15 protein-coding genes are annotated in these 22835 nt (G+C 67.1%); 8 read left to right on the top strand and 7 right to left on the bottom strand.

Features of this window, described 5'->3' with window-relative positions; all coding sequences use genetic code 11:
• Window position 1: 1 nt before the first annotated feature.
• Complete coding sequence (locus JJ959_RS12980) at window positions 2-439, bottom strand: type II 3-dehydroquinate dehydratase (protein WP_292884210.1); 438 nt, start codon at window positions 437-439, stop codon at window positions 2-4.
• 149 nt (window positions 440-588) lie between these two features.
• Here JJ959_RS12980 and JJ959_RS12975 point away from each other — a divergent pair, with 149 nt between their 5' ends.
• A complete protein-coding gene (locus JJ959_RS12975; RefSeq protein ID WP_292884208.1) occupies window positions 589-1473 on the top strand; it encodes a dienelactone hydrolase family protein in 885 nt (294 codons plus the stop codon).
• Between the two features lie 6 nt (window positions 1474-1479).
• Here JJ959_RS12975 and JJ959_RS12970 read toward each other — a convergent pair whose 3' ends face one another.
• Window positions 1480-2703 (bottom strand): LysR family transcriptional regulator, encoded by a 1224-nt coding sequence (locus JJ959_RS12970; RefSeq protein WP_292884206.1) that lies wholly within the window; start codon window positions 2701-2703, stop codon window positions 1480-1482.
• Window positions 2704-2832: 129 nt separating this feature from the next.
• Here JJ959_RS12970 and JJ959_RS12965 point away from each other — a divergent pair, with 129 nt between their 5' ends.
• Genes JJ959_RS12965 through JJ959_RS12945 form a run of 5 tightly spaced genes read left to right on the top strand, consistent with a single transcriptional unit; the run spans window position 2833 to window position 7174 of the window.
• Window positions 2833-3567: a PIG-L deacetylase family protein gene (locus JJ959_RS12965; RefSeq protein ID WP_292884205.1), complete on the top strand. Its 735-nt coding sequence runs from the start codon at window positions 2833-2835 to the stop codon at window positions 3565-3567.
• Window positions 3568-3570: 3 nt separating this feature from the next.
• Entirely contained in the window at window positions 3571-4533 is a 963-nt protein-coding gene (locus JJ959_RS12960) for a catechol 2,3-dioxygenase (protein ID WP_292884203.1), read from the top strand.
• Window positions 4533-5204 (top strand): 4-carboxy-4-hydroxy-2-oxoadipate aldolase/oxaloacetate decarboxylase, encoded by a 672-nt coding sequence (locus tag JJ959_RS12955; protein WP_292884201.1) that lies wholly within the window; start codon window positions 4533-4535, stop codon window positions 5202-5204. The genes JJ959_RS12960 and JJ959_RS12955 overlap by 1 nt, the downstream gene beginning before the upstream one ends.
• Complete coding sequence (locus JJ959_RS12950) at window positions 5197-6252, top strand: 4-oxalomesaconate tautomerase (protein ID WP_292884199.1); 1056 nt, start codon at window positions 5197-5199, stop codon at window positions 6250-6252. The genes JJ959_RS12955 and JJ959_RS12950 overlap by 8 nt, the downstream gene beginning before the upstream one ends.
• A 37-nt stretch (window positions 6253-6289) precedes the next feature.
• Window positions 6290-7174, top strand: coding sequence for a DUF1932 domain-containing protein (locus JJ959_RS12945; RefSeq protein WP_292884197.1), 885 nt, complete (start codon window positions 6290-6292; stop codon window positions 7172-7174).
• Here the strand turns inward: JJ959_RS12945 and JJ959_RS12940 are convergent.
• Window positions 7171-7869: a 4'-phosphopantetheinyl transferase superfamily protein gene (locus JJ959_RS12940; RefSeq protein WP_292884196.1), complete on the bottom strand. Its 699-nt coding sequence runs from the start codon at window positions 7867-7869 to the stop codon at window positions 7171-7173. The genes JJ959_RS12945 and JJ959_RS12940 overlap by 4 nt on opposite strands.
• Window positions 7870-8013: 144 nt before the next feature.
• Here JJ959_RS12940 and JJ959_RS12935 point away from each other — a divergent pair, with 144 nt between their 5' ends.
• Window positions 8014-8682, top strand: a complete 669-nt coding sequence (locus tag JJ959_RS12935) for a ParA family protein (protein WP_292884194.1) — start codon at window positions 8014-8016, stop codon at window positions 8680-8682.
• Window positions 8683-8966: 284 nt separating this feature from the next.
• Complete coding sequence (locus tag JJ959_RS12930; RefSeq protein ID WP_292884193.1) at window positions 8967-9449, top strand: DUF697 domain-containing protein; 483 nt, start codon at window positions 8967-8969, stop codon at window positions 9447-9449.
• 75 nt (window positions 9450-9524) lie between these two features.
• Here the strand turns inward: JJ959_RS12930 and JJ959_RS12925 are convergent, their stop codons facing one another.
• The 4 genes from JJ959_RS12925 to JJ959_RS12910 form a co-directional block, all read right to left on the bottom strand.
• Entirely contained in the window at window positions 9525-11492 is a 1968-nt protein-coding gene (locus JJ959_RS12925; RefSeq protein WP_292884191.1) for a RiPP maturation radical SAM C-methyltransferase, read from the bottom strand.
• A 32-nt stretch (window positions 11493-11524) separates the two neighbouring features.
• Window positions 11525-12520: a TauD/TfdA family dioxygenase gene (locus JJ959_RS12920; protein ID WP_292884190.1), complete on the bottom strand. Its 996-nt coding sequence runs from the start codon at window positions 12518-12520 to the stop codon at window positions 11525-11527.
• 2 nt (window positions 12521-12522) lie between these two features.
• Window positions 12523-19515 carry a non-ribosomal peptide synthetase gene (locus JJ959_RS12915; protein WP_292884188.1) on the bottom strand — a complete coding sequence of 2331 codons (6993 nt, stop codon included), beginning with the start codon at window positions 19513-19515 and terminating at the stop codon, window positions 12523-12525.
• On the bottom strand, window positions 19512-22835 hold a 3324-nt coding region (locus JJ959_RS12910), incomplete at its 5' end, for an amino acid adenylation domain-containing protein (RefSeq protein WP_292884186.1). The genes JJ959_RS12915 and JJ959_RS12910, both read right to left, overlap by 4 nt.

The following is a 22835-nucleotide window of genomic DNA, read 5'->3' as shown; positions in this document are numbered from 1 at the left end:
GCTAGCCCTTCGCCTCCAGCAGGTCGTACATCGCACCGAGCGCCGTCACGTAGCCGCGCGGGCCGAGGCCGCAGATCACGGCGGTCACCGCCGAGGACATGATCGAGTGCTGGTGCAGCGCGTCGCGGGCATGGATGTTGGAGATATGCAGCTCGATCTTCGGACCCTCGAAGATCTTCAGCGCGTCAAAGAGCGGCACCGACTGGAAGCTGAGGCCCGCCGGATTGATGATCAACCCGTCCGCCTCGTCCTCGGCCTCGTGGATCATGTCAATCAGCGTGCCCTCGTGGTTGCTCTGCCGGAATTCGATCGGCCCGCGCGCGGCCTCCCGGCACCAGCCCTCAATAGTCTCGAGCGTGGTGCGCCCGTAGATCGTCGGCTCCCGCTTGCCGAGCTTGTTCAGGTTCGGGCCGTTCAGGATGTGGATCGTGTGGGTCATTTCAGGTCCCCCCCCTCAGGACGTTTTCCCTTTTCTAGCCCGGGTTCCGCGGATGCAGAAGCGGCGGCTTTTCCACCTCACTCTTTCCCGACGTCCCGCATACGCTATCTCCCTTTCACAAACACAACCGGCCGCAGGGAGGCAGGGACATGGACGAACAGAAAATCGATCCGAAGATCTACGCGCTTTACGACGAATACTGCCACTCCGCGATGGAGCGGCGCGAGTTTTTGAGGCGGGCGGCGGCGATGGCCGTGGTGGGCGGTTCGGGGCTGGCGATGGCCCAGGCGCTGCTGCCGAAATATGCCGCGGCACAGACCATCTCCTTCACCGATCCGCGCATCAAGGCGACCTACGAGCTCTACGACTCGCCCGGCGGCAACGGCGGCGAGATGCGCGGCTATCTGGTGCAGCCGGCCGGCAGCGGGCCGTTTCCGGCGGTGCTGGTGATCCACGAGAACCGGGGCCTCAATCCCTATATCGAGGACGTGGCGCGGCGCGCGGCGGTCGCCGGGTTCCTCGCCTTCGCGCCGGACGGGCTCTGGCCCCTCGGCGGCTATCCGGGCAACGACGACGACGGCAAGGCGATGCAGGCCAGTCTCGACCGGGACAAGCTGATGGTCGACCTGCTGAACGGCGCGAAGTTCCTGAAGGGCCACGAGCTCTCGAACGGCAAGCTCGGCGCCACCGGCTTCTGTTTCGGCGGCGGCGTGACGAACTGGCTCGCGGTCGAGATGGGCGCGGATCTCGCCGCGGGCGTGCCGTTCTACGGACGCGCGCCCGAGGATGCCGGCGTCGCCAACATCAAGGCCGCGATGATGATCCAGTATGCCGAGGATGACCCGCGGGTGAATGCCGGCAAGGACGGCTACGAGGCGGCGCTGAAGGCGCACGGCGTCGATTACGAGATGCATGTCTATCCGGGCACCAAGCACGGCTTTCACAACAACTCGACCCCGCGCTACGACGAGGCGGCGGCGAAGCTCGCCTGGGAGCGGACGACGGCCTTCTTCCAGAAGCATCTGGCGGGCTGACCGCCTTCAGTACGGCCCCGGATAATGCGCCGCGACCTCGGTGCCGGCCTCGACCAGAAGCTCGATCATGCGCTTCTGAGAGAGCGTCGGACGCCAGCCGCGGCGCAGCGACAGGCCGATCCGGCGCGGGGCCGAGGGCACGTGGAAATTCAGCCGCGCGAGGATGTCGAGCGACTCCTCGTGCCGCACCTGATGGGCAGAGATCAGCGCGACCGCATCGCTCTCGGTCAGGATGCCGCGGATCAGGATCAGCGAGCTTGCCTCGACGATATGGGTCGGCGGGGCATCGCTGCCGGCGAACATCTCGTCGAACCTGGCCCGGGTCGGCGCCCCCGGGCGCGGCACGATCCAGGTATAGTCGGTAAGGTCCTCGAGGGTGAGATCGTCCCGCCCGGCGAGCGGATGTGCCGGCCGGGCGACAAGCTCAAGCCGGTCCTCGAAGAGAGTGCGCTGCTCGATATCCGCGACGATGCCGGGCTCCCGGAGCGCGCCGATCAGCATGTCGATAGCGCCATGGCGGAGCGCCTGCAGAAGCGCGTTATAGGGTCCGTCGACGACGCTGATATAGGCATCCGGGCGCTCGGCCAGAAAAGCGGTGATGGCGCGGGGCAGAATGTAGGTGCGGGCGAGCGGCAGCGTGCCGAGCGTGATCCGTGCTGTGTCGCGTCCGTTGCGGGCCGCGACATCCTCCATCCCCTGCGCCAGCTCGCCAAAGGCGAGGCCGGAATGGCGGGCGAGGCGCTCTGCCGCCCGCGTCAGCACGACGCCCTGCGACACCACCTCGAAGAGCGGAACGCCGGCATCCTTCTCGAGGCTGCGGGCGGTCCGGTAGAGCGCCGACTGGGACATGCCGAGTGAGCGGGCAGCAATCGAAAAATTTCCCGTCTTGGAGACCGCGAGCAGGGCCCGCAGCTGCGCCGCCGTGACCCGGCGCTCGAAATTCTCCGCCGGGCGGGAGCCCTTGCGGCCGCCAGTCCGCGCGCCGTCCGCGATATGGCCGAGCGCGCGCTTGGCCCGCAGCAGGAAAAGCTTGCCCGACTCGGTTAGGTTGAGCCCGTCCGCCGTCCGCTCGAACAGCGGTGCGTCGAGCAGGGTCTCCAGTTTGGCGATCGCCTGCGTCACGGCCGGCTGCGAGAGATGCACCTGCTCCGCAGCGCGGCTGATACTCCCGAGAGCGGCCGCCTCGCAGAACGCCCTCAAGTGCCGAAGATTGAGGCGATCAGGCTCCACGGCCGCGCTGCTCCACCATTCAGAAACACACCTTATGCATATTTCTTATATCGCGCATCGCCCTTTGAAGTTGGCCCCTTTCCGCATCGCGGCGCATAGTCGGGCAGAAAATCAAACTCAGAGGCCAAAATGTCCGAGAAGAAAACCGCGCTCGTGATCAGCGCGCACGCCGCCGACTTCGTCTGGCGCGCGGGAGGAGCCATCGCGAAACACCAGAGCCTCGGCTACGACGTCACCGTCGTGTGCCTGTCTTATGGCGAACGCGGAGAGTCCGCGAAGCTCTGGAAGGAAAGCGGCATGACGCTGGAGAAGGTGAAGGCCGCGCGCCGCACCGAGGCGGAGAACGCCGCCGCCGCACTCGGCGTCGCCGACATCCGCTTCATGGATCTCGGCGACTATCCGCTGATCCTGGAGCGCGAGGACAAGTACAAGCTGGTCGACATCATCCGCGAGGTGCAGCCGCGCTTCATGATGTCCCACTCGCACTACGATCCCTACAACACCGACCACATGTACACGACCTCGGTGGCGCTCGAAGCGCGCATGATTGCGCAGGCCTGGGGACACAATCCGGGAGAGACGGTGCTCGGCGCGCCGCAGCTCTATCTCTTCGAACCGCACCAGACCGAGCAGATGGGCTGGAAGCCGGACACCTTCCTCGACATCACCGATGTCTGGGACAAGAAGCAGGCCGCCATCGAATGCATGGAAGGCCAGGAGCATCTCTGGAAGTACTACACCAACGTCGCGGAGAACCGCGGCAACCATTTCCGGCGGAATTCGGGCGGCCAGTCCGGCGGGCGCAACGCGCGCTATGCCGAGGGCTTCCAGTCCGTCTTCCCGCGCACCGTCGACGAGCTTTGAGCCATGGCAGAACCCTGTTTTGACGTCGCCCACCTCGCCCATGTCGAGCTCCTGACCGACAAGTTCGAGGAGAGCCTGAATTTCTTCGTCAATGTCTACGGCCTGACTGAAAGCGGACGGGACGAGTCCTCCGCGTATCTCCGCGCCTTCGACGATTACGAGTATCACAGCCTGAAGCTGACCCGCTCGGACACCACCGGCGTCGGCCATGTCGCCTACCGCACCAGTTCCCCCGAGGCGCTGGAGCGGCGCATCAAGGTGATCGAGGAGATGGGCTGCGGCATCGGCTGGGTCGACGGCGATCTCGGCCACGGCCGCGCCTACCGCTTCACGGATCCGGACGGGCATGTGTTCGAGCTTTATTACGACACGAACAGGTACGTCGCCCCGCCGGAGGAAAAACCGGCGCTGAAGAACATCGCCCAGCGCTTCCACGGGCGCGGCGTCGGCGTCCGCCGGCTCGACCATTTGAACCTGCTCGCCACCAACGTCGAGGCGATCCGCGACTTCATGCAGAAGGCGCTCGGCTCCCGCGTCACCGAACAGATCGTGCTCGATAGCGGCGCCCTTGCCGGCTGCTGGTTCACGGTCAACAACAAGACCTACGACATCGCCTACACCAAGGACATGACCGGAGTGAAGGGCCGCTTCCACCACGTCACCTACGCGGTCGACCAGCGCGAGGAGATCCTGCGCGCCGCCGACATCTTCCTCGAGAACGGGGTCTTCATCGAGACCGGCCCGCACAAGCACGCCGTCCAGGGCACCTTCTTCCTCTATGTCTGGGAGCCGGCCGGAAACCGGGTCGAGGTCGCCAATGCCGGCGCCCGCCTGATCCTCGCGCCGGACTGGGAGACCGTCACCTGGACCGAGAGCGACCGCAAGAAGGGTCAGGCCTGGGGCCTCAAGACCATTGAATCGTTCCACACCCACGGAACGCCGCCCGTCGAGGGAGGAGCACACTGATGTCCGTCGTCGTCCAGAATATCGAGCGGGCCGATCCCGCGATCATCAAGGCACTCGGGGAGTGCGGCGTCGCCGCGGTGCACGAGGCACAGGGCCGCAAGGGACTGCTCGCCTCCTACATGCGGCCGATCTATGCCGGCGCCGCGGTCGCCGGCTCGGCAGTCACCATCCTCGCCCCGCCCTGCGACAACTGGATGATCCATGTCGCGATCGAGCAGCTGAAGGCGGGCGACATCATGGTCATGGCGACCACCTCGCCGTCGGACGCCGGCTATTTCGGCGACCTGCTGGCGACCTCCGCCAAGGCGCGGGGCTGCGTCGGCATGGTGCTGGATGCGGGCGTGCGCGACGTGAAGGACCTGACCGAGATGGGCTTCCCCGTCTGGTCGAAGGCGATCTGCGCCCAGGGCACGGTGAAGGAGACCCTCGGCTCGGTGAACGTGCCGGTTGTCTGCGCCGGCGCCGCCGTCGATCCGGGCGACATCATCGTCGCCGACGATGACGGGGTCTGTGTCGTGCGCCGCGCCGAGGCCGAAGAGGTGCTGGAGAAAACCCGCGCCCGGATCGCCAACGAGGGCGAGAAGCGGGCGAAACTGGCGAGCGGCGTGCTCGGTCTCGACATGTACGACATGCGCGGCAAGCTGGCCGAAAAGGGCCTCAAATATGTCTGACGGCGTCCGCGCCATGTGGATGCGGGGCGGGACCTCCAAGGGCGGTTACTTCCTCGCCTCCGACCTGCCGGCAGATACCTCGGAACGGGATGCCTTCCTGCTTCGCGTCATGGGTTCGCCCGACCCGCGCCAGATCGACGGTCTCGGCGGCGCCGATCCGCTGACTTCCAAGGTCGCCGTGGTGAAGCCGTCCAAGCGTCCCGGGATCGACGTCGACTACCTCTTCCTGCAGGTCTTCGTCGATCAGGCCATCGTCACGGATGCGCAGAATTGCGGCAACATCCTCGCCGGCGTCGGCCCCTTCGCCATCGAGCGCGGGCTGGTCAAGGCAGAGGACGGGGAAACCCCGGTCTCGATCTTCATGGAGAATACGGACCAGACCGCGACGGCGACGGTCCGCACTCCCGGCGGCAAGGTCAGCTACGAGGGCGAGGCAAAGATCGACGGCGTGCCGGGAACCTCGGCACCCGTCCCGATCGCCTTCCGCGACACGGCGGGCAGCACCTGCGGCGCGCTGCTCCCGAGTGGAAATGTGATCGACGTCATCGAAGGTGTGGAAGCGACGCTGATCGACAACGGCATGCCCTGCGTCATCCTGCGCGCCGCCGATCTCGGCATCGCCGGAACGGAGACCCGCGAGGAGCTTGAGGCGAACGATATGCTCCGGGCAAAGCTGGAGGCGATCCGCCTCAAGGCCGGTCCGCTGATGACTCTCGGCGACGTGACGGAAAAGTCGGTACCGAAGATGACCATGCTGTCTGCTCCCCGGAACGGCGGGGCGATCTCCACCCGGACCTTCATCCCGCACCGCTGCCACGCCTCCATCGGCGTGCTCGGCGCCGTTACGGTCGCCACCGCCTGCCTGACCGAAGGCGCGGTCGGCTCCGAGCTGGCTGTGATCCCGGACGGTCTGCGCAAAACGCTCTCCATCGAGCATCCGATCGGCGAAACCACCATCGTCGCGGAGATGGATGCGGCCGGGAGCGTCACCAGCGCCGCGATCCTGCGCACCGCGCGGAAGCTGTTCGACGGGACGGTTTTTGCCTGACAGAATGCGTCACTTTCTTCGCGACGGAACGAGATTCATGGACCAGAGAATTGCCTTCATCGGCTTCGGCGAAGCCGGCAGCGCCATCGTCAGCGGATGGAAAGATGTGCCGGACATCCGCGTCTTCGACATCAAGACCGACGACGAGGCTGAGCGACCCGCCATGCTTTCGCGCTATCAGGAATTCGGCGTCGCCGGCCGGATGAGCGCGGCCGAAGCAGTCCAGGATGCGGACATGGTGTTCTGCACTGTGACGGCGGACCAGGCGGCGATCGCGGCCGGCGGTTGCGCGCCGTATCTGAAACCCGGAGCGCTCTGGCTCGACCTGAATTCCTGCGCGCCCTCGACGAAGAAGAGCGCGGCGGAGACCGTCGAGGCGGCCGGCGCGCGCTATGTCGATATCGCGGTGATGGCGCCGGTCTATCCGAAACGGAACATGGTGCCGCTGCTGCTGGCGGGGCCACATGCCGAAACGGTAAAGCCGCTGCTGGAAGCCCTGCCGATGGCGCCCCGCGTGGTCGAGGGACCGGTCGGCTCCGCCTCCTCGATCAAGATGATCCGCTCCATCATGATGAAGGGCATGGAGGCGCTGACCGCCGAATGCGTGCTCGCCGCCGTCCGCGCCGGAGTCGATGACGAGGTGCTGTCCTCGCTGCAGGCGAGCAATCCCGATTTCGACTGGCGCGCCCGCTCCGCCTACAATTTCGAGCGCTCTCTCGCCCATGGCATCCGCCGGGCGGCGGAGATGCGCGAGGTGGTGAAGACCGTGGCGGATCTCGGCTTTTCTCCGGACATGGCGAGCGCGACGGTCGAGTGGCAGGCCCGCATGGGTGCGCTCGGACTCGGCCCGGAGGTCAACGAGGACGACAATTACCGCGACATCGCCGGCAAGGTCCTGAACCGGCTCGACACGAACGATTAGGCCAGCACGGCAAGAGTCCGCACGGCACCGCCCGTGAGCGCATAGACACAGTCCACCTCGGTGCCGTCCGGCAAGGCGTCCGACAGCCGGCGCACCAGCCGGAGCCGGGCCCGGCCGTCGCCGATCGAGGCGAGTTCCGCGTCTTCGAAGCCGGTAAAAGTACCGAGCGACGGAGCGATCGCCTTGTAGAGGCTCTCTTTGAGAGAGAAGACCAGCGTCGCCCCCTCCTCGAAGGAAACTCCCGCCAGAGCGGCGATCCCCTTCCTGTCGGCCGGGCGCAGGACGAGGTCGGATATCTCTTCCGCGACCTCCCCGGTCATGCAGATCTCGTAATCGAGCCCGAGGCCCCGGCACGCATCGGCGCGGATGACCGCGGCTGCCGCCAGTTGTCCCGCATGCGTGATCGATCCGAGATATCCGGCGGGCCAGATCGGTGCGCCCGACCGGTCCCGGCCGACCATATGCTCGGCTGCTCCTGCCGCACGCAAGGCCTCCCGGGCGCAGATCCGTCCGGCGAGATGGGCCGCGCGGCGCATCGGCACGGCCTCGGCCAGATCCTCCGGCATCGGGATGCCTGCCGCGGCGAAATCGGCCGGTTCCGAGAGACGGTGCTCGAAGACAGCCTCCGCCATGAAGACCGGAAGACCGGGCTCCGGAAAATGCCAGGATGCCGAAGGCGCTGGAAAACCGCTCATACCGTCCCTTCGATCCGCTTTCGGTCGCGACACCTTGTCGCAAAATATTCTGACAACCTACCGCATCGCCTGCTAAACTTCTGCAATTCTTGAGTTTTACATCGATCAACTCCGGGGACAGGCGAACGTTCCGAAGGAGGCCGGGTGCCAGCGAAGATCATCACCTTCGTCACCATGAAGGGCGGAAGCGGCAAGAGCACGTCCGCGATGTGCCTCGGCGCCTATTGGCACAAGCAAGGCGCCAAAGTCGCGCTGATCGATGCCGATCCGGCCGGAACGCTGGTGCGCTGGATCGAGGCCGGTGAGGATCTCGCGGACCTGGCGGCGGCCACCGCCGGCCCGGGGACGGTCGAGAAACAGATCGACGCCTTTCTGAAAGACGGGTTCGAGACCATCATCATCGATACGCCCGGTTTCCAGTCCGAGGCGACGGACGCGGCGATCCGCCGAGCGGACCTGCTGCTGATCCCGATGCGCCCCTCGCCGATCGACTATCAGGTGGCGGCCGACACGGCGGAGCATGTGGCCCGGCTCAGCTCCGCGCCGGTGCGCTTCGTCCTCAGCCAGACCACGCGGGGCAGCGTGATCGCGCGGCACATGCGCGCGCAGATGGAAGATGCCGGGCTTCAACCCATGAATGTAGAATTTCCGGCCCGAGTCGCTTATGGTGAAGCCGCTCTGGCGGGAACCACACCGAGCTATTACCAGCCCCGCGGCGCGGCCGCGGCGGAGATCGCACAATTTGCGGCCGAGACCGACAGACTGCTGTCTCGCCGCCGCGCGAAGGCAGGAAAAGCAAGCGAGACGGTATGAGCAAGAAACTCCCGGAACTGCGCCGCACACAACGGCCCGGCACTTCTTCCAGAACGACGGGACGTACCGCCGCGCGCCCGGCAAACACCGCACCCGGCGCTGAAAAGAGCGCCGCGAAAGCGGGGGCGAAGAAACCTGCCGCAGCGAAGAAATCCGCCGCGGCAGCTTCATCCGGAGCAGCAACGCGCAGCGCGCGACCGTCCTCAAGAACCACCGACAAGCGGCCGGAAAAGGCCGCTGCCTCTTCGTCAACCACGTCTCAAACAACCTCAGCAGGTGTTGCCATGACTGCAGAAACCGAAGCCGTCGCTTCCGAACCCGTTGTCGTCAACCACACGCTCCGGCGCGCCCAGGCGAACGCGATCGTCTCGAAATACGCCGCCTGGTCGTCCGCCTTCGGCGTGCTGCCGATCCCCTTCGCGGACATCGCCGGGATCTCCGGTACCCAGGTCGCCATGGTGGTGGCGCTCTGCAAGCATTACGACGTTCCCTTCTCCGAGAAGTGGGTTCGCGCGATCCTGAGCGCGATCGCCGGCGGCGTCGCGCCCTGGGCCGTGACCAGCGGTGTCGTCAGCACCTTCCTGAAGGGTGTTCCCGGCTGGGGCCTCGGTGTCGGCTTCGTCGGCATGGCGGGCCTCTCGAACCTCGCCAGCCGGACCATCGGCAAGCTCTTCATCGAGCATTTCGAGTCCGGCGGGACACTCGAAGATGTCGACACGGCCGCGATGAAGGCCTCGCTCTCCGAGGAAATGAAGAAAAAGAACTGAGTCCTCTCCCTGGGCTCAGAAGAAAAGCCGCGGTGGATGCCGCGGCTTTTTTTCATGTCCGGCAGTTGGACGCCCTTAGAAGGTGAGGCCGAGCGCCGCGTTCTCCGCCCGTCCCTTCGAGCCGGCGAAGCTGTGCAGACCGGCATCGAGATCGTGCCGCGTGCCCTCCATGACCAGTGACATCACCCGGCCGCGCTCCTCGAACAGCAGCCCCAGCTCCTGCAGATAGGCGAGGCTGTCGGCATTCATCTCGCGCGCCTTGGAGATCGCCTGCGGCGTTTCAAGCGCCCGCAGCAGTTCGACATCCGGATCGTCGAGTTCGTGCTCGACCTTGTGGCCGGTCCGCTGGTCCTCGACCAGCCAGCCATAATCGTCCTCGATCAGGCGGAGCCGCGGCGCTCCCGCCTCGGATTCCCAGCGCGCCCGCCACTTCGTCACCGCCTCGCGCAGATGCGCCAGATGCTCGGCGAGATCGACCTGGTAGGGCGCATCGATGTTCCGGTCGCGGAAATAGTAGGCCATGTTCCAGACCACCTCTTCCGGGAAGGGATAGTTCAGCTCGTGATAATCCAGCGGCTCGAGATCGAGCCCGAAGCTGTCCGCCTGGGTGAAATAGGGACTGAACCGGTCAAAGCGCACCGGGAAGACACCGGAGGGCGGCGGCAGGTGGGTCAGCCGCGGCAGGTTCTTGCGGTACATCTCGAAGGTCTCGGCGGACTCGCCCGGGAAGCCGACGAGCAGGTTCCAGACCGGCTTCACCCCCTCGGCCGCGCAGTCGGCGAGGAAGCGGATATTGTTGAAGGCGGTCGTACCCTTGCGCATCAGCTTCAGGGTCTCGGTCGCGATGGACTCGACCCCCGGCTGGACCTCGACCACCCGCGCCGTCGCCAGCGTCTTCAGCTGCTCGCGGGAAAGATCCGCCTTCACCTCGTAGAAGAGGGTGACGTGGTCCGGCACCTTCAGCGCCGGCAGCAGGTCGTCGGTGTAGGATTTCGGGATGATGTTGTCGACGCTGGCGAAGCGGGTCACCCGGTCCGCATACTTGTCGACCATCTCCTGGATCGTCTTGCGCGCGAGATCCACCCCCATCTCGCGGAACTTCATGGTCGCGCCGTTCAGGCCGCAGAAGGTGCAATGCGCCTTCTCGCCCCACCAGCAGCCGCGCGAGGTCTCGAAGAGCAGCTCGACCTCGTCCGCGCGATGGTCGCCGAAATGGCGCTGGTAGGAGTCGAGATAGACCTCGTAATCGAGCGGCACGTCGCTGTTGAGCGAACGCTCCGGCCCGTCGACCTTGATGCCCTCCACCTGCAGTTCCGGCTTCGCATCCGAGGGACGCTTTGCTTTCACCGACGGATCGAGCGCGGTGATCGAACGGCTGTTGCTCCGGCTGAAGATGCCGTCGATCCTCGACATGGCCTCGGTCTCGCCCGCTCTGAAGGCGTCTAGGAACTTCGGGAAATTGACCAGCGCGTGACCGGAGAAGACATAGTCGAGCCAGGGCACGTTGTTGACGATCTCGATCCCCATATTGCCTTCGCAATTAGCCCCGCCCATCAGCACCAGCGCCTTCGAACCCGTCTCCTTCAGACGCCGCGCCAGCGCGAAGCTCGGCATGTTCTGGAAGAACATGGAGGTGAGCCCGACGATATCCGCATCCGCCAGCCCGTGGGTCTCGATCATCTCGTCGAGAATGCGCGGCAGGTCGGCACGCACCGGCGCCAGTTCGCGGTGATAGCGTTCGACCTGTTCCTTGCCGAAATGGTGCAGGTAGCGGGCGAAATAGGCCTCGGTATTGTCGCCGTGCTCCGGGAAGGCGGCATGGCGGAACAGCCATTCACCAAAGCCGCAGGTATGGCCGGCGAGGCTTTCGGAAATCCAGGCATAGAGGTCGGGTCCGACCAACGCCCCGAAATCGTGGTTCAGGTAATGCACGCTGGTCTCGGCGTCGGAGAATTTCTCGCGGACCACGGTCTCGAGCTGGTGCAGCGCGATCGACGGGATCTGCAGCGACGAGAACGGCATGTTGACGAGCGCAATGCGCATGGACGGCCTCCCAGCCTCTTACTTCTCGCGGTCTATTCAGCCGCGCCCGCGACCTGCTCAATTTCGGAATGCATCCGGCCCATGCTGACCAGCACCCGGCGCGAACCGGTGAAGGGCCGGCGGGCATGCGAGGCCAGCATATTGTCGACCAGCATGACGTCGCCCGCCTGCCAGTCGAACTGCCGGGCCTCTTTCTGGAAGGCCGCGCGGACTTTCTCCAGCACCTCGCCCGGGATTGGCGTGCCGTCGCCGTAGCGCGCATCGCGCGGCAGCCCGTCCTCGCCGAAAATATCGACCAGATCCTCCAGTACGTCCTCGCCGAGCGCGGAGGCATGGAAGAGATGCGCCTGGTTGAACCAGAGCCGCTCGCCGGTGACCGGATGGCGCGCGGTGCCCTGACAGGTCTGCGCCGTCTTCAGATGGCCGTCCGGCGTCCATTCGAAATCAATATCGTTCGCCCGGCAGAAGCTTTCGACCTCGCCTCTGTCCTCGGTCTGGAACACCGTCTTCCAGTCGAGATCGAAGCCCTCGTGATAGTTCCGGATATAGCGGATGCCCCGGCGCTCGACCTCGTCGAGGATCTCGTCTCCGATATCCCGCGTCACCTTGCGCACGTCGGCGACCGGCGTCTGCCCGCCCGTCTCCGCCGGCTTGATGCAGCAGAAGACCAGACGCAGCGGCCAGTCGCGCTGATAGGCGTTTTCACAATGCATCAGGATCTCTTCGCTCGCCGGATATTCCGTCGCCGTCAGCACGCCCTCGAGCACTTCGGTGCGCGGGGTCGAGCGATAGACATAGTTCGCCGGCCGGCCGACCAACAGGTCGCGCACCGGCGGAAAGCCTTTCTCGTCGGACAGGCCGATGCCGCGAAGCACGACGACCGGATGAGTCTTCGCCAGGTCCTCGATGCCCGCGATATTGGCCGAGACCCAGGACGCCGCATTGTCGCTCGTGCCGTCCGCCTCGACGATGACAGCGAAATCCTCGCCCGCGAACAATTGCCGTACGGTTCCGTCTACCGTTGCCATCCCTATCGCTCCCCTTGCTCGTGCCAAAGCAATTCGATCAGCTTCGTCAGCCCCGCGAGATCTCCCTCGCGCAGCAATGTCTGATGTGTCCCTGCAGCCTCTTTAGCGGTCACGCGCTCGAATACCGCCGCCCAACCCAGCCCGTCGTCCGCTCCGGGACGTTCGGTGCCGCGTGCTTTTATGACCGCGGCCGGTCCGCTCACCGGCGCGAAGCGATGCTCCGCCGCGATGCGGACATTGTCCCGCGCGCGGGCCGCGATCTCCGCGTCGGCGCCGGCTTCCGCCGCCGCGGCTTCGATCTCCGCCGCATCGATTTCGGCATCGCCGGCTGACGGTGCGGCGGCATCCAGAAGCACCAGCCTCACATCCCTACCCGCTTTGCGCAACTGCGCCGAAACAGCGGCAGCGATAACCGCGCCGAGCGACCAGCCCGCGAGCAGGATGGGTGCAGCCTCATCCGCCGCTTCCATAACGACGTCCGCATAGACCTCTGCCTGTGCCGCGAGGGTCTCGAAACCGGCACCCTGCTCCAGGGCGACGATACGGCGCTCCCCGGCCCAGACATCGGCAAGCTTCTGATAGACAGCGCCGGATCCGTCGACCGGGTGAACAAGATAGGCCGCCGGCTCCGCACCGTCCCGCAAGGTGCGGAGCAGGCACGGACCGCGTTCCTCCTGTTGTCCCAACACCAGTACGGCAAGGCCTGCAGCGGTCGGATTGGCGAAGACCCGCGGCAGCGGCAGTTTGCATCCAAACGTCTCGCCCAACCTCGCCGCCAGACGAACAGCAAGGAGCGAGTGGCCGCCAAGGGTGAAGAAGTTCCGGTTCCGTCCCGGGCGCTTCCCAAGCGAGAGCACCTCTCGGAAAATATCGAGAATCTCCGCTTCGGCTTCAGAGCGCGGCGCCTCATCCTCATCTGCCTTGGCGCTTTCCGGCAACATCAGCGCGGTCCGGTCGACCTTGCCCGTGACGGTCATCGGCATCGCTTCGAGGACATTGAGGAAAGCCGGCAGCATGGTCTCGGGAAGCTTTTCCCCGAGCGCCCTGCGAACCTCGCCCGCAGCATTCTCGGCCGGCCCGGTCACCCATGCGGCTAGCGCCGGTCGCCCGTCCGCGCCCGAAACTGCCTTCACCGCCGCCTGCGCGACGCCGGCAACATGGCGCAGCGCATGCTCGATCTCGTCGAGCTCGATGCGCACGCCGCGGACCTTTACCTGCCGGTCTTCCCGCCCGACGAACTGGAGCCGCCCGGAGCCCGTGACCCGCGCCATGTCCCCGGTCCGATACATCCGCGCACCGTCCGGCCCGTCAAAGAACCTCTCCGCAGTCGCGTCGTCATTGCCGAGATAACCCAGCCCGACGCCAATCCCGCCGATCACGATCTCGCCGACCGCGCCCGGAATGGCTGGCTGCCCGTAGCGGTCGGTTACCGTGACGGACATCCCCGCGATCGGCGTACCGATATCGGACGACGTCCCGGCCGTGCAGAGCCCGTGCGTCGCGCAGACCGTGGTCTCGCAGGGCCCGTAGGCGTTCAGTAGACGACGCCCCGGCGCCCAGAGATCCGCAAGATCGGACGGCAGCGGCTCACCCGCAGCGACCACCGTCCGCAGATCCGGGAAGTCGTGCTCGCCGAGCGCCGCCAGGGCCGACGGCGTGATCGTGACATGGCTGACGCGGCGCTCCTCCAGGGTTGCAGCCAGCGGCGCGCCCGCCTGCAGCGCCTCGCGGTCCGCAAGAACCAGCGTGCCGCCCGCGCCGAGCGTCGTGAAGACTTCCCAGACCCAGGCGTCGAAGGCCGGAGCCGCCAGCTGCAGCACCCGGCTGCCCGGCCGGATTTCGAGATCGCTGCCGATGGTTCGGATCAGGTTGGCGAGCCCGGCACGCCCGAGCAGCGCCGCCTTGGGCGTGCCGGTCGAGCCACTGGTGAACTGGGCATAGGCGCCGTCCGTTCCCTCGGACACCTCGGCGAGCGTCCTGCGCATCTGTTCCCTGCGCGCTTCCGGCAGCGCAGGATCAATCAGCGCCAGGACCTTGCCCGACAGCAGCGCGGCGAGCGCTTCGACCACGCGCTCGACAGGATCGCCGGTCGCCACCATAGCGACCGGACCGGAAACCGGCGACACGGCGCGTGCCCGTCCTTCGAGGTCGGCATAGGTGAGCACGGCGCCATCGAAATCGAGCGCCGGCCGATCCGCATGTTCCGCCAGGCTCCGCGCCAAGAGCACATCCAGACCTGGAAGCTCCCTTGATTCGGGACCCTGCAACACGGAGCGCGGAAGATCCTCGTCGGCCACGGCCGAAAGCGCTCCGACGAATTGTCCGAGGGCTCCGACCAGGCCCTCGAAAAGCGTCGCGAAAGATCGGGTCCAGGCCGCGACCGTGGCCTCGTCCAGCAGGGCACCGTCATAGATGAAGCCGCCGGCAATCCCCCCTTTTGCATCTCGGGAGAGACTGACGGCGAGATCGAACGGCGCCGTCGCCACCGGCAGCGGGACCAGATCCGTCCCCAAAGCGTCGCCGGTCGCCGCCTCGCGCCAGTCCAGCACGGTCTGCAGCAACGGCGTGCGCCCGGAAAGGCGCTCCGGATTGACCGCTTCGACGATCCGGGCCAGCGGCAGTCCGGCATGGCTCAGCAGTTCCGTCATGCCCTCGCGGACACGGCCGAGCAGTCCGGCACCGCTCTCGGTGCCGTCCATGGTCAGGCGCAGCGGCAGGGTGTTGAGAAAGAGCCCCGCGACATCCTCGAACCCGTCAGGACGGTTACTGACCGGAATGCCGAGCACCAGATCCTCCGCTCCGGTCAGGCGGTGCAGGAACAGCGCATAAGCGGAGACCAGCAGGCCCTGCAAGGTCCCGCCCTGCTCCCGCGCCAGTGTCTCGGCACGGCGCGCAAGCTCCGGATCTATCCGCAGCAGCACCGAAGCGCCCCGAGACCGGTGCCCAGGCCGACGCGCCCGATCTGCCGGCAGATCGAGCGGACCCGGCGCATCGGTCAGCTTCGCTTTCCAGAACTCCGTCTCGGCCGCCTCCGTCGCGCAGACCTGATCGCCGCGCCATTTCGCGTAGGCCCGGTAGTCGGCCTGCGGCGCCGATGGCAGCGTACCGCCTTTCAGCAGCGCGGTCAGATCTCTCAGCAACACACCGAGGGTCGTTCCGTCGGAGACGATATGGTGCAGGGAGAGGACCAGCACGCCGCTTCCGGCACCGTCCCCGACATAGGTGAGCCGTGCGGTTTCGCCATTCTCGATGGCAAAGCGGCCTTCCGCATCGGCGCGCGCCGATGCCTTGACGGAAGCGTCGAGATCCTCGCCTCCACGAAGACACCTGATCGCGGGCTTCGGTGTGTCGGCAATCGTGACTGACGCACCATCGACACCGCCCGGATAAGACGTGCGCAAGACCGGATGCCGGTTGGCAAGGGCGGCAAAAGCCGCCGCGATTTCCGTTTCAGGGTCGTTCAGAGCAACACGGATCGCCGCCTGCATGACATAGGCGCTCGCATCGGCGCCAAGCGCGTGTTCGAGCCAGAGTTGGGCTTCACCGGGGGATGCAACGGGCGTCTCGCCCTCGGCCAACGTCCGCGCCGGACCGCTATCAGTCGCCGCCGTTTCCATCTTATCGAGCAGCGCGGCGATGCCCGTAGGCGTCAATCCCCGATGCACCACGTCGCTCGCGACCTCGCGGCCGAGCGCGCGTTTCAGACGGGCGACAATGCGGATCGCCGCGAGCGAGGTGCCGCCGGACTTGAAGAAATCCGCGTCGGGACCCAGATCCGGCTGTTTCAGGACCGTCCGCACGATCTCCAGCACCTCCGGCAGAAGCGCCGGTTCGGTTGCCCCGTCCCCACCGAAGAGACGGGCAGCCAGCGCCGCCGGGGTCGGCGCAGAAGCAAGGTCCGCAAAACTCGGCTCTACCCCGAAGTTCCGCTTCAGCCGCGCGATCAAACGGATCGCCGCAAGCGAGGTGCCGCCGGACTTGAAGAAATCGGTCCCCGCGTCCGCCGCATCGTTCTTCAGCACGGTCCGCCAGAGTTCGACCAGCGCCGCGCATTTTTCGGGATCGGCTCCCGTCGCCGCTTCGGCTACGGCGGGCACAGACGACGGTTCCGCCGCGAGCGCCGCGAGTTGCCGCCGGTCGATCTTTCCGCTCCCGGTCAATGGCAGCGCGAGGTGCTTCTGGATCTGGTCCGGCACCATGTGCGCGGGCAAAAGGGCCGCGAGCCGCGCCCGGCACTTTTCGGGATCGGCCTCTCCGGTCACGAAGGCGACCAGCCGCTTGTCGCTGCCCTCGCCGGCCGCGATCACCGCCGCGTTCTGAACACCGTCGATGGAACGAAGTCCCGCCTCGATCTCGCCAGGCTCGATCCGGAAGCCGCGGACCTTCACCTGCTCGTCCGCCCGGCCGAGATACTCGAGCGTGCCGTCGGCGCGCCAGCGCACGAGATCGCCGGTCCGGTACATCCGCGCGCCCGGCTCCGCAGCGAAGGGATCGGCGAGAAAGCGCTCCGCCGTCAGACCCGGCCGCCGCCAGTAGCCCCAGGAGACGCCCGCGCCGCCGACATAGAGCTCGCCCGTCACACCCGCCGGCAGCGGATCGAGATTGCGGTCGAGAACATAGAGCCTCGTGTTCCAGATCGCCTTGCCGATCGGCTCCGACGCGCCGCCGGAGGCATCCGCCTCATGCCAGGTGCAGCCGACCACGGTCTCGGTCGGACCGTATTCGTTCATCAGCCGGATATCAGGCGCGCCGCGGCGCCAGGGTGCGGTCGAGGCGACGGCCAGCGCCTCGCCGCCGATCACGAACATCCGCGCGCCTGTCTTCTGCGCCGCGACCGACTTCAGCTCCGCCAGCAGGTCGAGATGCGCGGGTGTCATCTTGACGAAGCCGTAACCGGCCCCGACGGCGAGCCGTTCGGCCAGTTCCTCGACGGCGCCTTCCTCGGGCAGCAGATGCACCGGCTTGCCCGCGACGAGCGGCAGCCAGAAGGACAGCACGGTCGCGTCGAACGCGGTCGCGGTCAGCACCGCGGTGCCGTCACCCTCGTCGATGGTGTAGGCGTCGCGCGCCCAGCCAAGATAGTTCATCACTCCGCGATGGGGGACCATCACGCCCTTCGGCCGTCCCGTGGAGCCGGAGGTGTAGATCATGTAGGCGAGATCGTCCGGGCGCGCCGCAATCCGCGCTGCCGCCGTGCCGCCGCCGCGCACATGCCGGAAGCCGGTTCCGTCCGCCTCGAACAAGGCAACTGTGTCAGCGACTTCCACGGAGGCACCCGCCGCGCAGATCAGCGCCGAGGGCTCCGCGTCCGCGACGACGTCCTTCAACCTTTGCTCCGGGACTCCCGGATCGACGGGGACATAGGCCGCCCCGGCCCTGAGCGCGCCGAGCATCGCCACCGGCAGGGCCAGCCCGCGCGGCAGTATGACGAGGACCCGGTCGCCGTGCCCGGTGCCTGCGGAAGCGAGCTGCCCGGCGAATGTTTCGGCCGCAGTGACCAGTTCACCGAACGTCAGGCGGCCGTCCGGCGCGGTGACCGCGATGCCGTCCGGATCGCGTTCCGCGGCAGCAAGGACCCCGCCGTCGAGCGTATCGTCCGGAACAGCCCGCACGTCGCCCGTTCCAAGCGTCTCGACCCGATGGCTTTCGCCGGTCTCAAGCAGTGAGAACTCAGAGAGCGCAGGATTCCCCGCCGCGCAGAGCCAGTCCAGCGCCCGATGGAACCGGTCCGGCACCGAGCGCGCGACCTCGGGCGGTAACACACCGAGCGCATGATCGAACCCGGCGCGGATGCCGTCACCGCTCCGCACCATGGACATCATCAGGTCGAACTTGGCTGTGCCCCGGTCGCACTCGAGGATCTCCAGCGCCACTCCCGGCAGGTCCGGAGGCGCGATCCCGGCATCGTCGAAATTGAAGAAACAGCGCACCGCCGGCGCCGTATCGCCGCGCTTTTCGGCGAGGCCGCGCATGATCTGCTCGAACGGAATCTCCCGCGCGTCGAGGGCATCGACCACCGCATCGCGCAACCGCCCAAGAAAACGGTCCCGCGTCAGCGACCGTTCGAGATCGACCGTGAAGGCCACGGTATTGACGAAGCAGCCCGCCGTGCCATGCACCTCGCTCCGGTCCCGCAGAGCCACCGGCATGCCGAGGGCGAGCCGGTCCCTGTCGCAGAGACGCCCGATCACGAGGCCGTAGGCCCCGGCGAGCAGGGCATAAAGGCTGACCCCGAGGCGCCGTGCCGTTTGCTCCGCCCGGCCGACGGTCGCGCCGTCCAGCTCGAAAGGCAGCATTTCGGCGCCGTTATCCGCCTCGTTCCGCAGGGCCGGACGCGGCGGCAGGCCGAGATCCTCCTCGATGGCTGCAAGCCGGTCGATGGCGGCCCGGCGCAGAGCCTCCGCCTCGGGCCGCGCGAGCTTTTCCTGCTGCCAGGCGCCCCAATCGGCGTATTGCAGATCCGGCTCCGGCAGCTCCGGCGCGTCTCCTTCGAGGAAAGCACGGTAGGCGGCCGCCAGCTCTTCCAGCAACAGGCGCAGCGACCAGCCGTCGACGGCGATGTGATGAAAAACAAGCACCAGAGCGCCGTCGTCCGGCCCGGCTGAAATATAGGCCGCATGCAGCGGGAGCTCGGATTTCAGGTTGAAGACATGTCCCGCTTCGCGCCGCGCGGCCGTCCCGAGCGCTTCCGGCGTTTCGACGGACGCGACCGTCAGAAGGTCCGGTGCTTCCTCGGCGATCGCCTGCACGGGCCCGTCCGGACTGTCGCGGTAGACCGTGCGCAGGACCTCGTGCCGCTCCGCCAGCCAGACAAGCGCCGCGCGCAGCGCGCCAAGATCCGCCCGGCCGCGGACGCGAAAGGCGACGGGCACGTTGTAGCGCGTGCTCCCGGGCGCCATCCATTGCTCGGCGAGGATACCGAGTTGCATCGTCGAGAGCGGCAGATCGGGTTCGAGGACGACATCCAGCCTGTCGCCAAGACCGTCGGGGCTCATGTCAGCTCCATGCCTTTCCTGCCGGACCGCCGCGCCCGGCGCGTGATCGGACCGTCACCCGCCGTGGCCGCGGCATCGCCCTCCGCCGGTCGCAGCGCATCCACCGCCCGTGCCATGGCCCCGAGGCCGGGCTGCTCGAAGATCGTGCGTAGCGGCAGCGCGACGCCGAAGCGCTCGCGGATCCCCGCAACGAGGCGGACGCCGAGCAGCGAATGGCCGCCCACATTGAAGAAACCGTCATCGGGCCGGAAGCTCCCCCCACCCAGAAGTTCGCTCCAGAGTGCGGCAAGCTCCCGCTCGGTGTCCGTGGCATATGCCACCGGTCCGGCATCCTCCGCTCTAGCCGCTGCCTCGGGCAGCGCAAGAGCCGTCCGGTCGAGCTTGCCGTTCGGCGTGAGCGGCAGCGCGTCGAGCAATGCGATCCGCCGCGGCACCATCCAGCCCGGCAACCGTTCGGCCAGAGCATCGCGCCAGCGTCGCGTATCCGTGCCCTCCGGCGCGACTGCCCAGCCGTAGAGCGCACGGTCGCCGGCGCTTTCGCGCACATCCACAACGACCTGATCGGCGCCGGAAACCTCGCGCAGCACCGCCTCGATCTCGCCCGGCTCAATGCGGAAGCCGCGCAGCTTGATCTGCCGGTCGATACGGCCGAGATACTCGACCGCGCCGTCCGCCCTTCGCCGGACGAGGTCGCCCGTCCGGTACATGCGGGCGCCGGGCTCGTCTGCATACGGGTCTGCGAGGAAAGCTTCCGCCGTCTGCCCGGGCCGTCCGACATAACCGTCCGCGAGCCCGGCGCCACCGATATAGAGCTCGCCGGCGACACCGCGCGGCACAGGCTCCAGATTGGCATCGAGCACATAGAGCGCCGTGCCCCGGATCGGCCCACCGATCGGCACGTTGCCTGCCCCCGCCGCGATCTGATCGACTGGGTAATGGCTCGCGAAAGTGGTCGTCTCGGTCGGACCGTAGACGTTGGAAATCCGGAGCCCCGGCCAGCGATCCAGCGCCGTGCGCATTGCATCCGGATCCACCCGTTCGCCGCCGACCAGGATCTCCTCGATCCCGGCAAACACATCCGCTTCGGCTGCGGCTGCACGATTGAAGACCGCCGTCGTGAGGAACATCGAATGCGGCCGTGCCGTGCCGAATGCCGCCGCGAGCGCATCCGGATCGTAGGTCGCCTCACGTCCCACGACGACAGTGGTCGCGCCGTTCAACAGGGCGCACCAGATCTCGTAGGTCGCGGCATCGAAGGCCGTGGTCGCAATCTGCGCGACACGCTTGCCGGGACCGAACTTCGCAAAGCCCGGCTCAACCGCGAGCCGAAGGATCGCACGGTGCGGCACCCGGATGCCTTTCGGACGTCCGGTCGAGCCGCTGGTGAACATGATATAGGCGGCGTCCGCACCCAGGGTCGCGGGGCACGTCACCTTGCCGCCCGGAACCTTGAGCGCATTGCAATCGACCGCCTCCACTCCGGCGGGCAGCCATGCCGTCCCGCCATCCGTCACCACGAACGCGAGACCGGCATCCGCCGCCATTTCGGCAAGCCGCGCTCCGGGCTGTTCCGGGTCGAGCGGGACATAGGCACCGCCCGCTTTCAGCACCGCGAGGAAGAGCGCGATCTGTTTGGGTCCGCGCGCCATGCTGACACCGACCGGCGTCCCTCGCCCGACGCCCCTCGCCGCAAGACCGGCGGCCAGTTCGTCCGTCAGGCGGTCCAGCTCGGCATAGGTCAGAGACGCACCGTCCTGGCCTTCGAGCGCCGGCAGCGATTCGTGCGCCGCCGCCATTTCCGCGAACCGCGAGACCACCGTGCCCTCCGGCGCGCCGCGCGCATCGACGATCTCCGCCCCCGCGATTTCCGCCGACCGCTCCGGCGAGCCCGGCGCGAAGAGGGAGACCGCCGCCAGATCCGTTTCCGGTTCGGCGACGAGATCGGAAAGCACCTTCTCGTAATATCGGGCGAAACGGCGGGCGCTCGCGTCGCTGAACAGGTCGGAGGCGTAGTGCACGACGAGGCCGAGTCCGTCGCCGAGATCGTCGAAGGCGAAGGTCAGGTCGTAACGCGCGCTGACCGCGTCGATATGCATCGGCGTCACCGTCGCACCGTCGAGCGCGAGCGCCATGCGGTCGGCCGGCTGCAGCACCAGCATGACCCGGAAGAGCGGTGTTCGTCCCGCTGCCCGGTCCGGGCCGAGCGCCTGCACCACCCGGTCCATCGGCAGATCCTGATAGGTGAATCCTTCCAGAACCTCGCGCCGCGCGATCTCGACCGCGTCGTCGAGCGAGCCGGCATCCTCGAACCGCAGACGCAGCGGCACCGTGTTGACGAAATAGCCGACAAGGTCCTGAACCTCTCCGCGGTCCCGTCCGGAGGCCGGGGCGCCGACGACGATGTCGCTCTCGCCCGAAAGTCTCTGCAGCGTGACGCCGAGACCGGCGAGCAGAAGCATGAAGAGCGTCGCCTGCTTGTCCCGCGCCTTGCCGCGCAGGGCCCGGGCGAGCTTTCCGGGCACGGGCAGATGCAGCATGGCTCCTTCGAAGCCCTGCGGATCGGCGCGCTGGAAATCCTCCGGTAGATCGAGGGTCTGCGGCGCCCTGGCGAGCCGCCGCGCGACCTTCTCGACATTCTCCGCCGTCTCCGGCGAGGCCATGCGCTCCCGCTGCCAGGCCGCCCAGTCGAAATATTCGATGGAGAGCGGCGGCAGGGCGAGTGCCCGGCCGCGGCAGCGGGCGTGATACGCCATGGTGAGATCGCGATAGACCACCGGGGCAGAACCGCCGTCGGTCGCACTGTGATGCATCACAAGCGCCAGCAGATGCCGCCCGTCGGGCAGCGCCGCGACGGAGGCACGGACGGGGATGTCCCGGCCAAGATCGAAACTCTCGAGCCCCTTTCGCTCGAACCAGGCCCGGATCGCCGCCTCATCGCTGCTTTCCAGGGTTTCCAGCGGGACATCGACCGGCGCAGGCGGCTGCACCTTCGCGATCAGCCGGCCATCTTCCTCGACGAGCACGGTCCGCAACGCCTCGTGGCGGGCGACGATGTCGCTGACCGCGCCGGAAAGCGCCGCCAGATCGAGCGGCCCGTCGATGACGAAACCGTCCGGGACGTTGTAGGCGTTGGAGCCTTCGAGGCTGGAGAGGAACCAGAGCTGTTCCTGCCCGAGCGACGGCAGCACGGTCTCCCGCTCCACCTTCACGATCGGCTTTTCGTCCGCCCTCTTCGCCTCTCTTACATGTTTAGCGAGGTCTCTGGCTGTGGGGTGAGCGAAGACGGCGTTTGCGGGGAGGTCTATGCCGAGCGCCTTGCG

The organism is Nisaea sp., assembly GCF_017640745.1.
Lineage (GTDB): Bacteria > Pseudomonadota > Alphaproteobacteria > Thalassobaculales > Thalassobaculaceae > Nisaea.
The sequence above is the reverse complement of the archived record's forward strand: the minus strand, read 5'-3'. Positions and strand labels throughout refer to the sequence as shown.

Bases quoted from the DNA above. Each gene is read 5' to 3' on its own strand.
- JJ959_RS12930 (WP_292884193.1), top strand. From the start codon at position 8,967: ATGACTGCAGAAACCGAAGCCGTCGCTTCCGAACCCGTTGTCGTCAAC.
- JJ959_RS12980 (WP_292884210.1), bottom strand. From the start codon at position 439: ATGACCCACACGATCCACATCCTGAACGGCCCGAACCTGAACAAGCTC.
- JJ959_RS12915 (WP_292884188.1), bottom strand. From the start codon at position 19,515: ATGAGCCCCGACGGTCTTGGCGACAGGCTGGATGTCGTCCTCGAACCC.
- JJ959_RS12955 (WP_292884201.1), top strand. From the start codon at position 4,533: ATGTCCGTCGTCGTCCAGAATATCGAGCGGGCCGATCCCGCGATCATC.
- JJ959_RS12945 (WP_292884197.1), top strand. From the start codon at position 6,290: ATGGACCAGAGAATTGCCTTCATCGGCTTCGGCGAAGCCGGCAGCGCC.
- JJ959_RS12950 (WP_292884199.1), top strand. From the start codon at position 5,197: ATGTCTGACGGCGTCCGCGCCATGTGGATGCGGGGCGGGACCTCCAAG.
- JJ959_RS12960 (WP_292884203.1), top strand. From the start codon at position 3,571: ATGGCAGAACCCTGTTTTGACGTCGCCCACCTCGCCCATGTCGAGCTC.
- JJ959_RS12975 (WP_292884208.1), top strand. From the start codon at position 589: ATGGACGAACAGAAAATCGATCCGAAGATCTACGCGCTTTACGACGAA.
- JJ959_RS12965 (WP_292884205.1), top strand. From the start codon at position 2,833: ATGTCCGAGAAGAAAACCGCGCTCGTGATCAGCGCGCACGCCGCCGAC.
- JJ959_RS12940 (WP_292884196.1), bottom strand. From the start codon at position 7,869: ATGAGCGGTTTTCCAGCGCCTTCGGCATCCTGGCATTTTCCGGAGCCC.
- JJ959_RS12920 (WP_292884190.1), bottom strand. From the start codon at position 12,520: ATGGCAACGGTAGACGGAACCGTACGGCAATTGTTCGCGGGCGAGGAT.
- JJ959_RS12925 (WP_292884191.1), bottom strand. From the start codon at position 11,492: ATGCGCATTGCGCTCGTCAACATGCCGTTCTCGTCGCTGCAGATCCCG.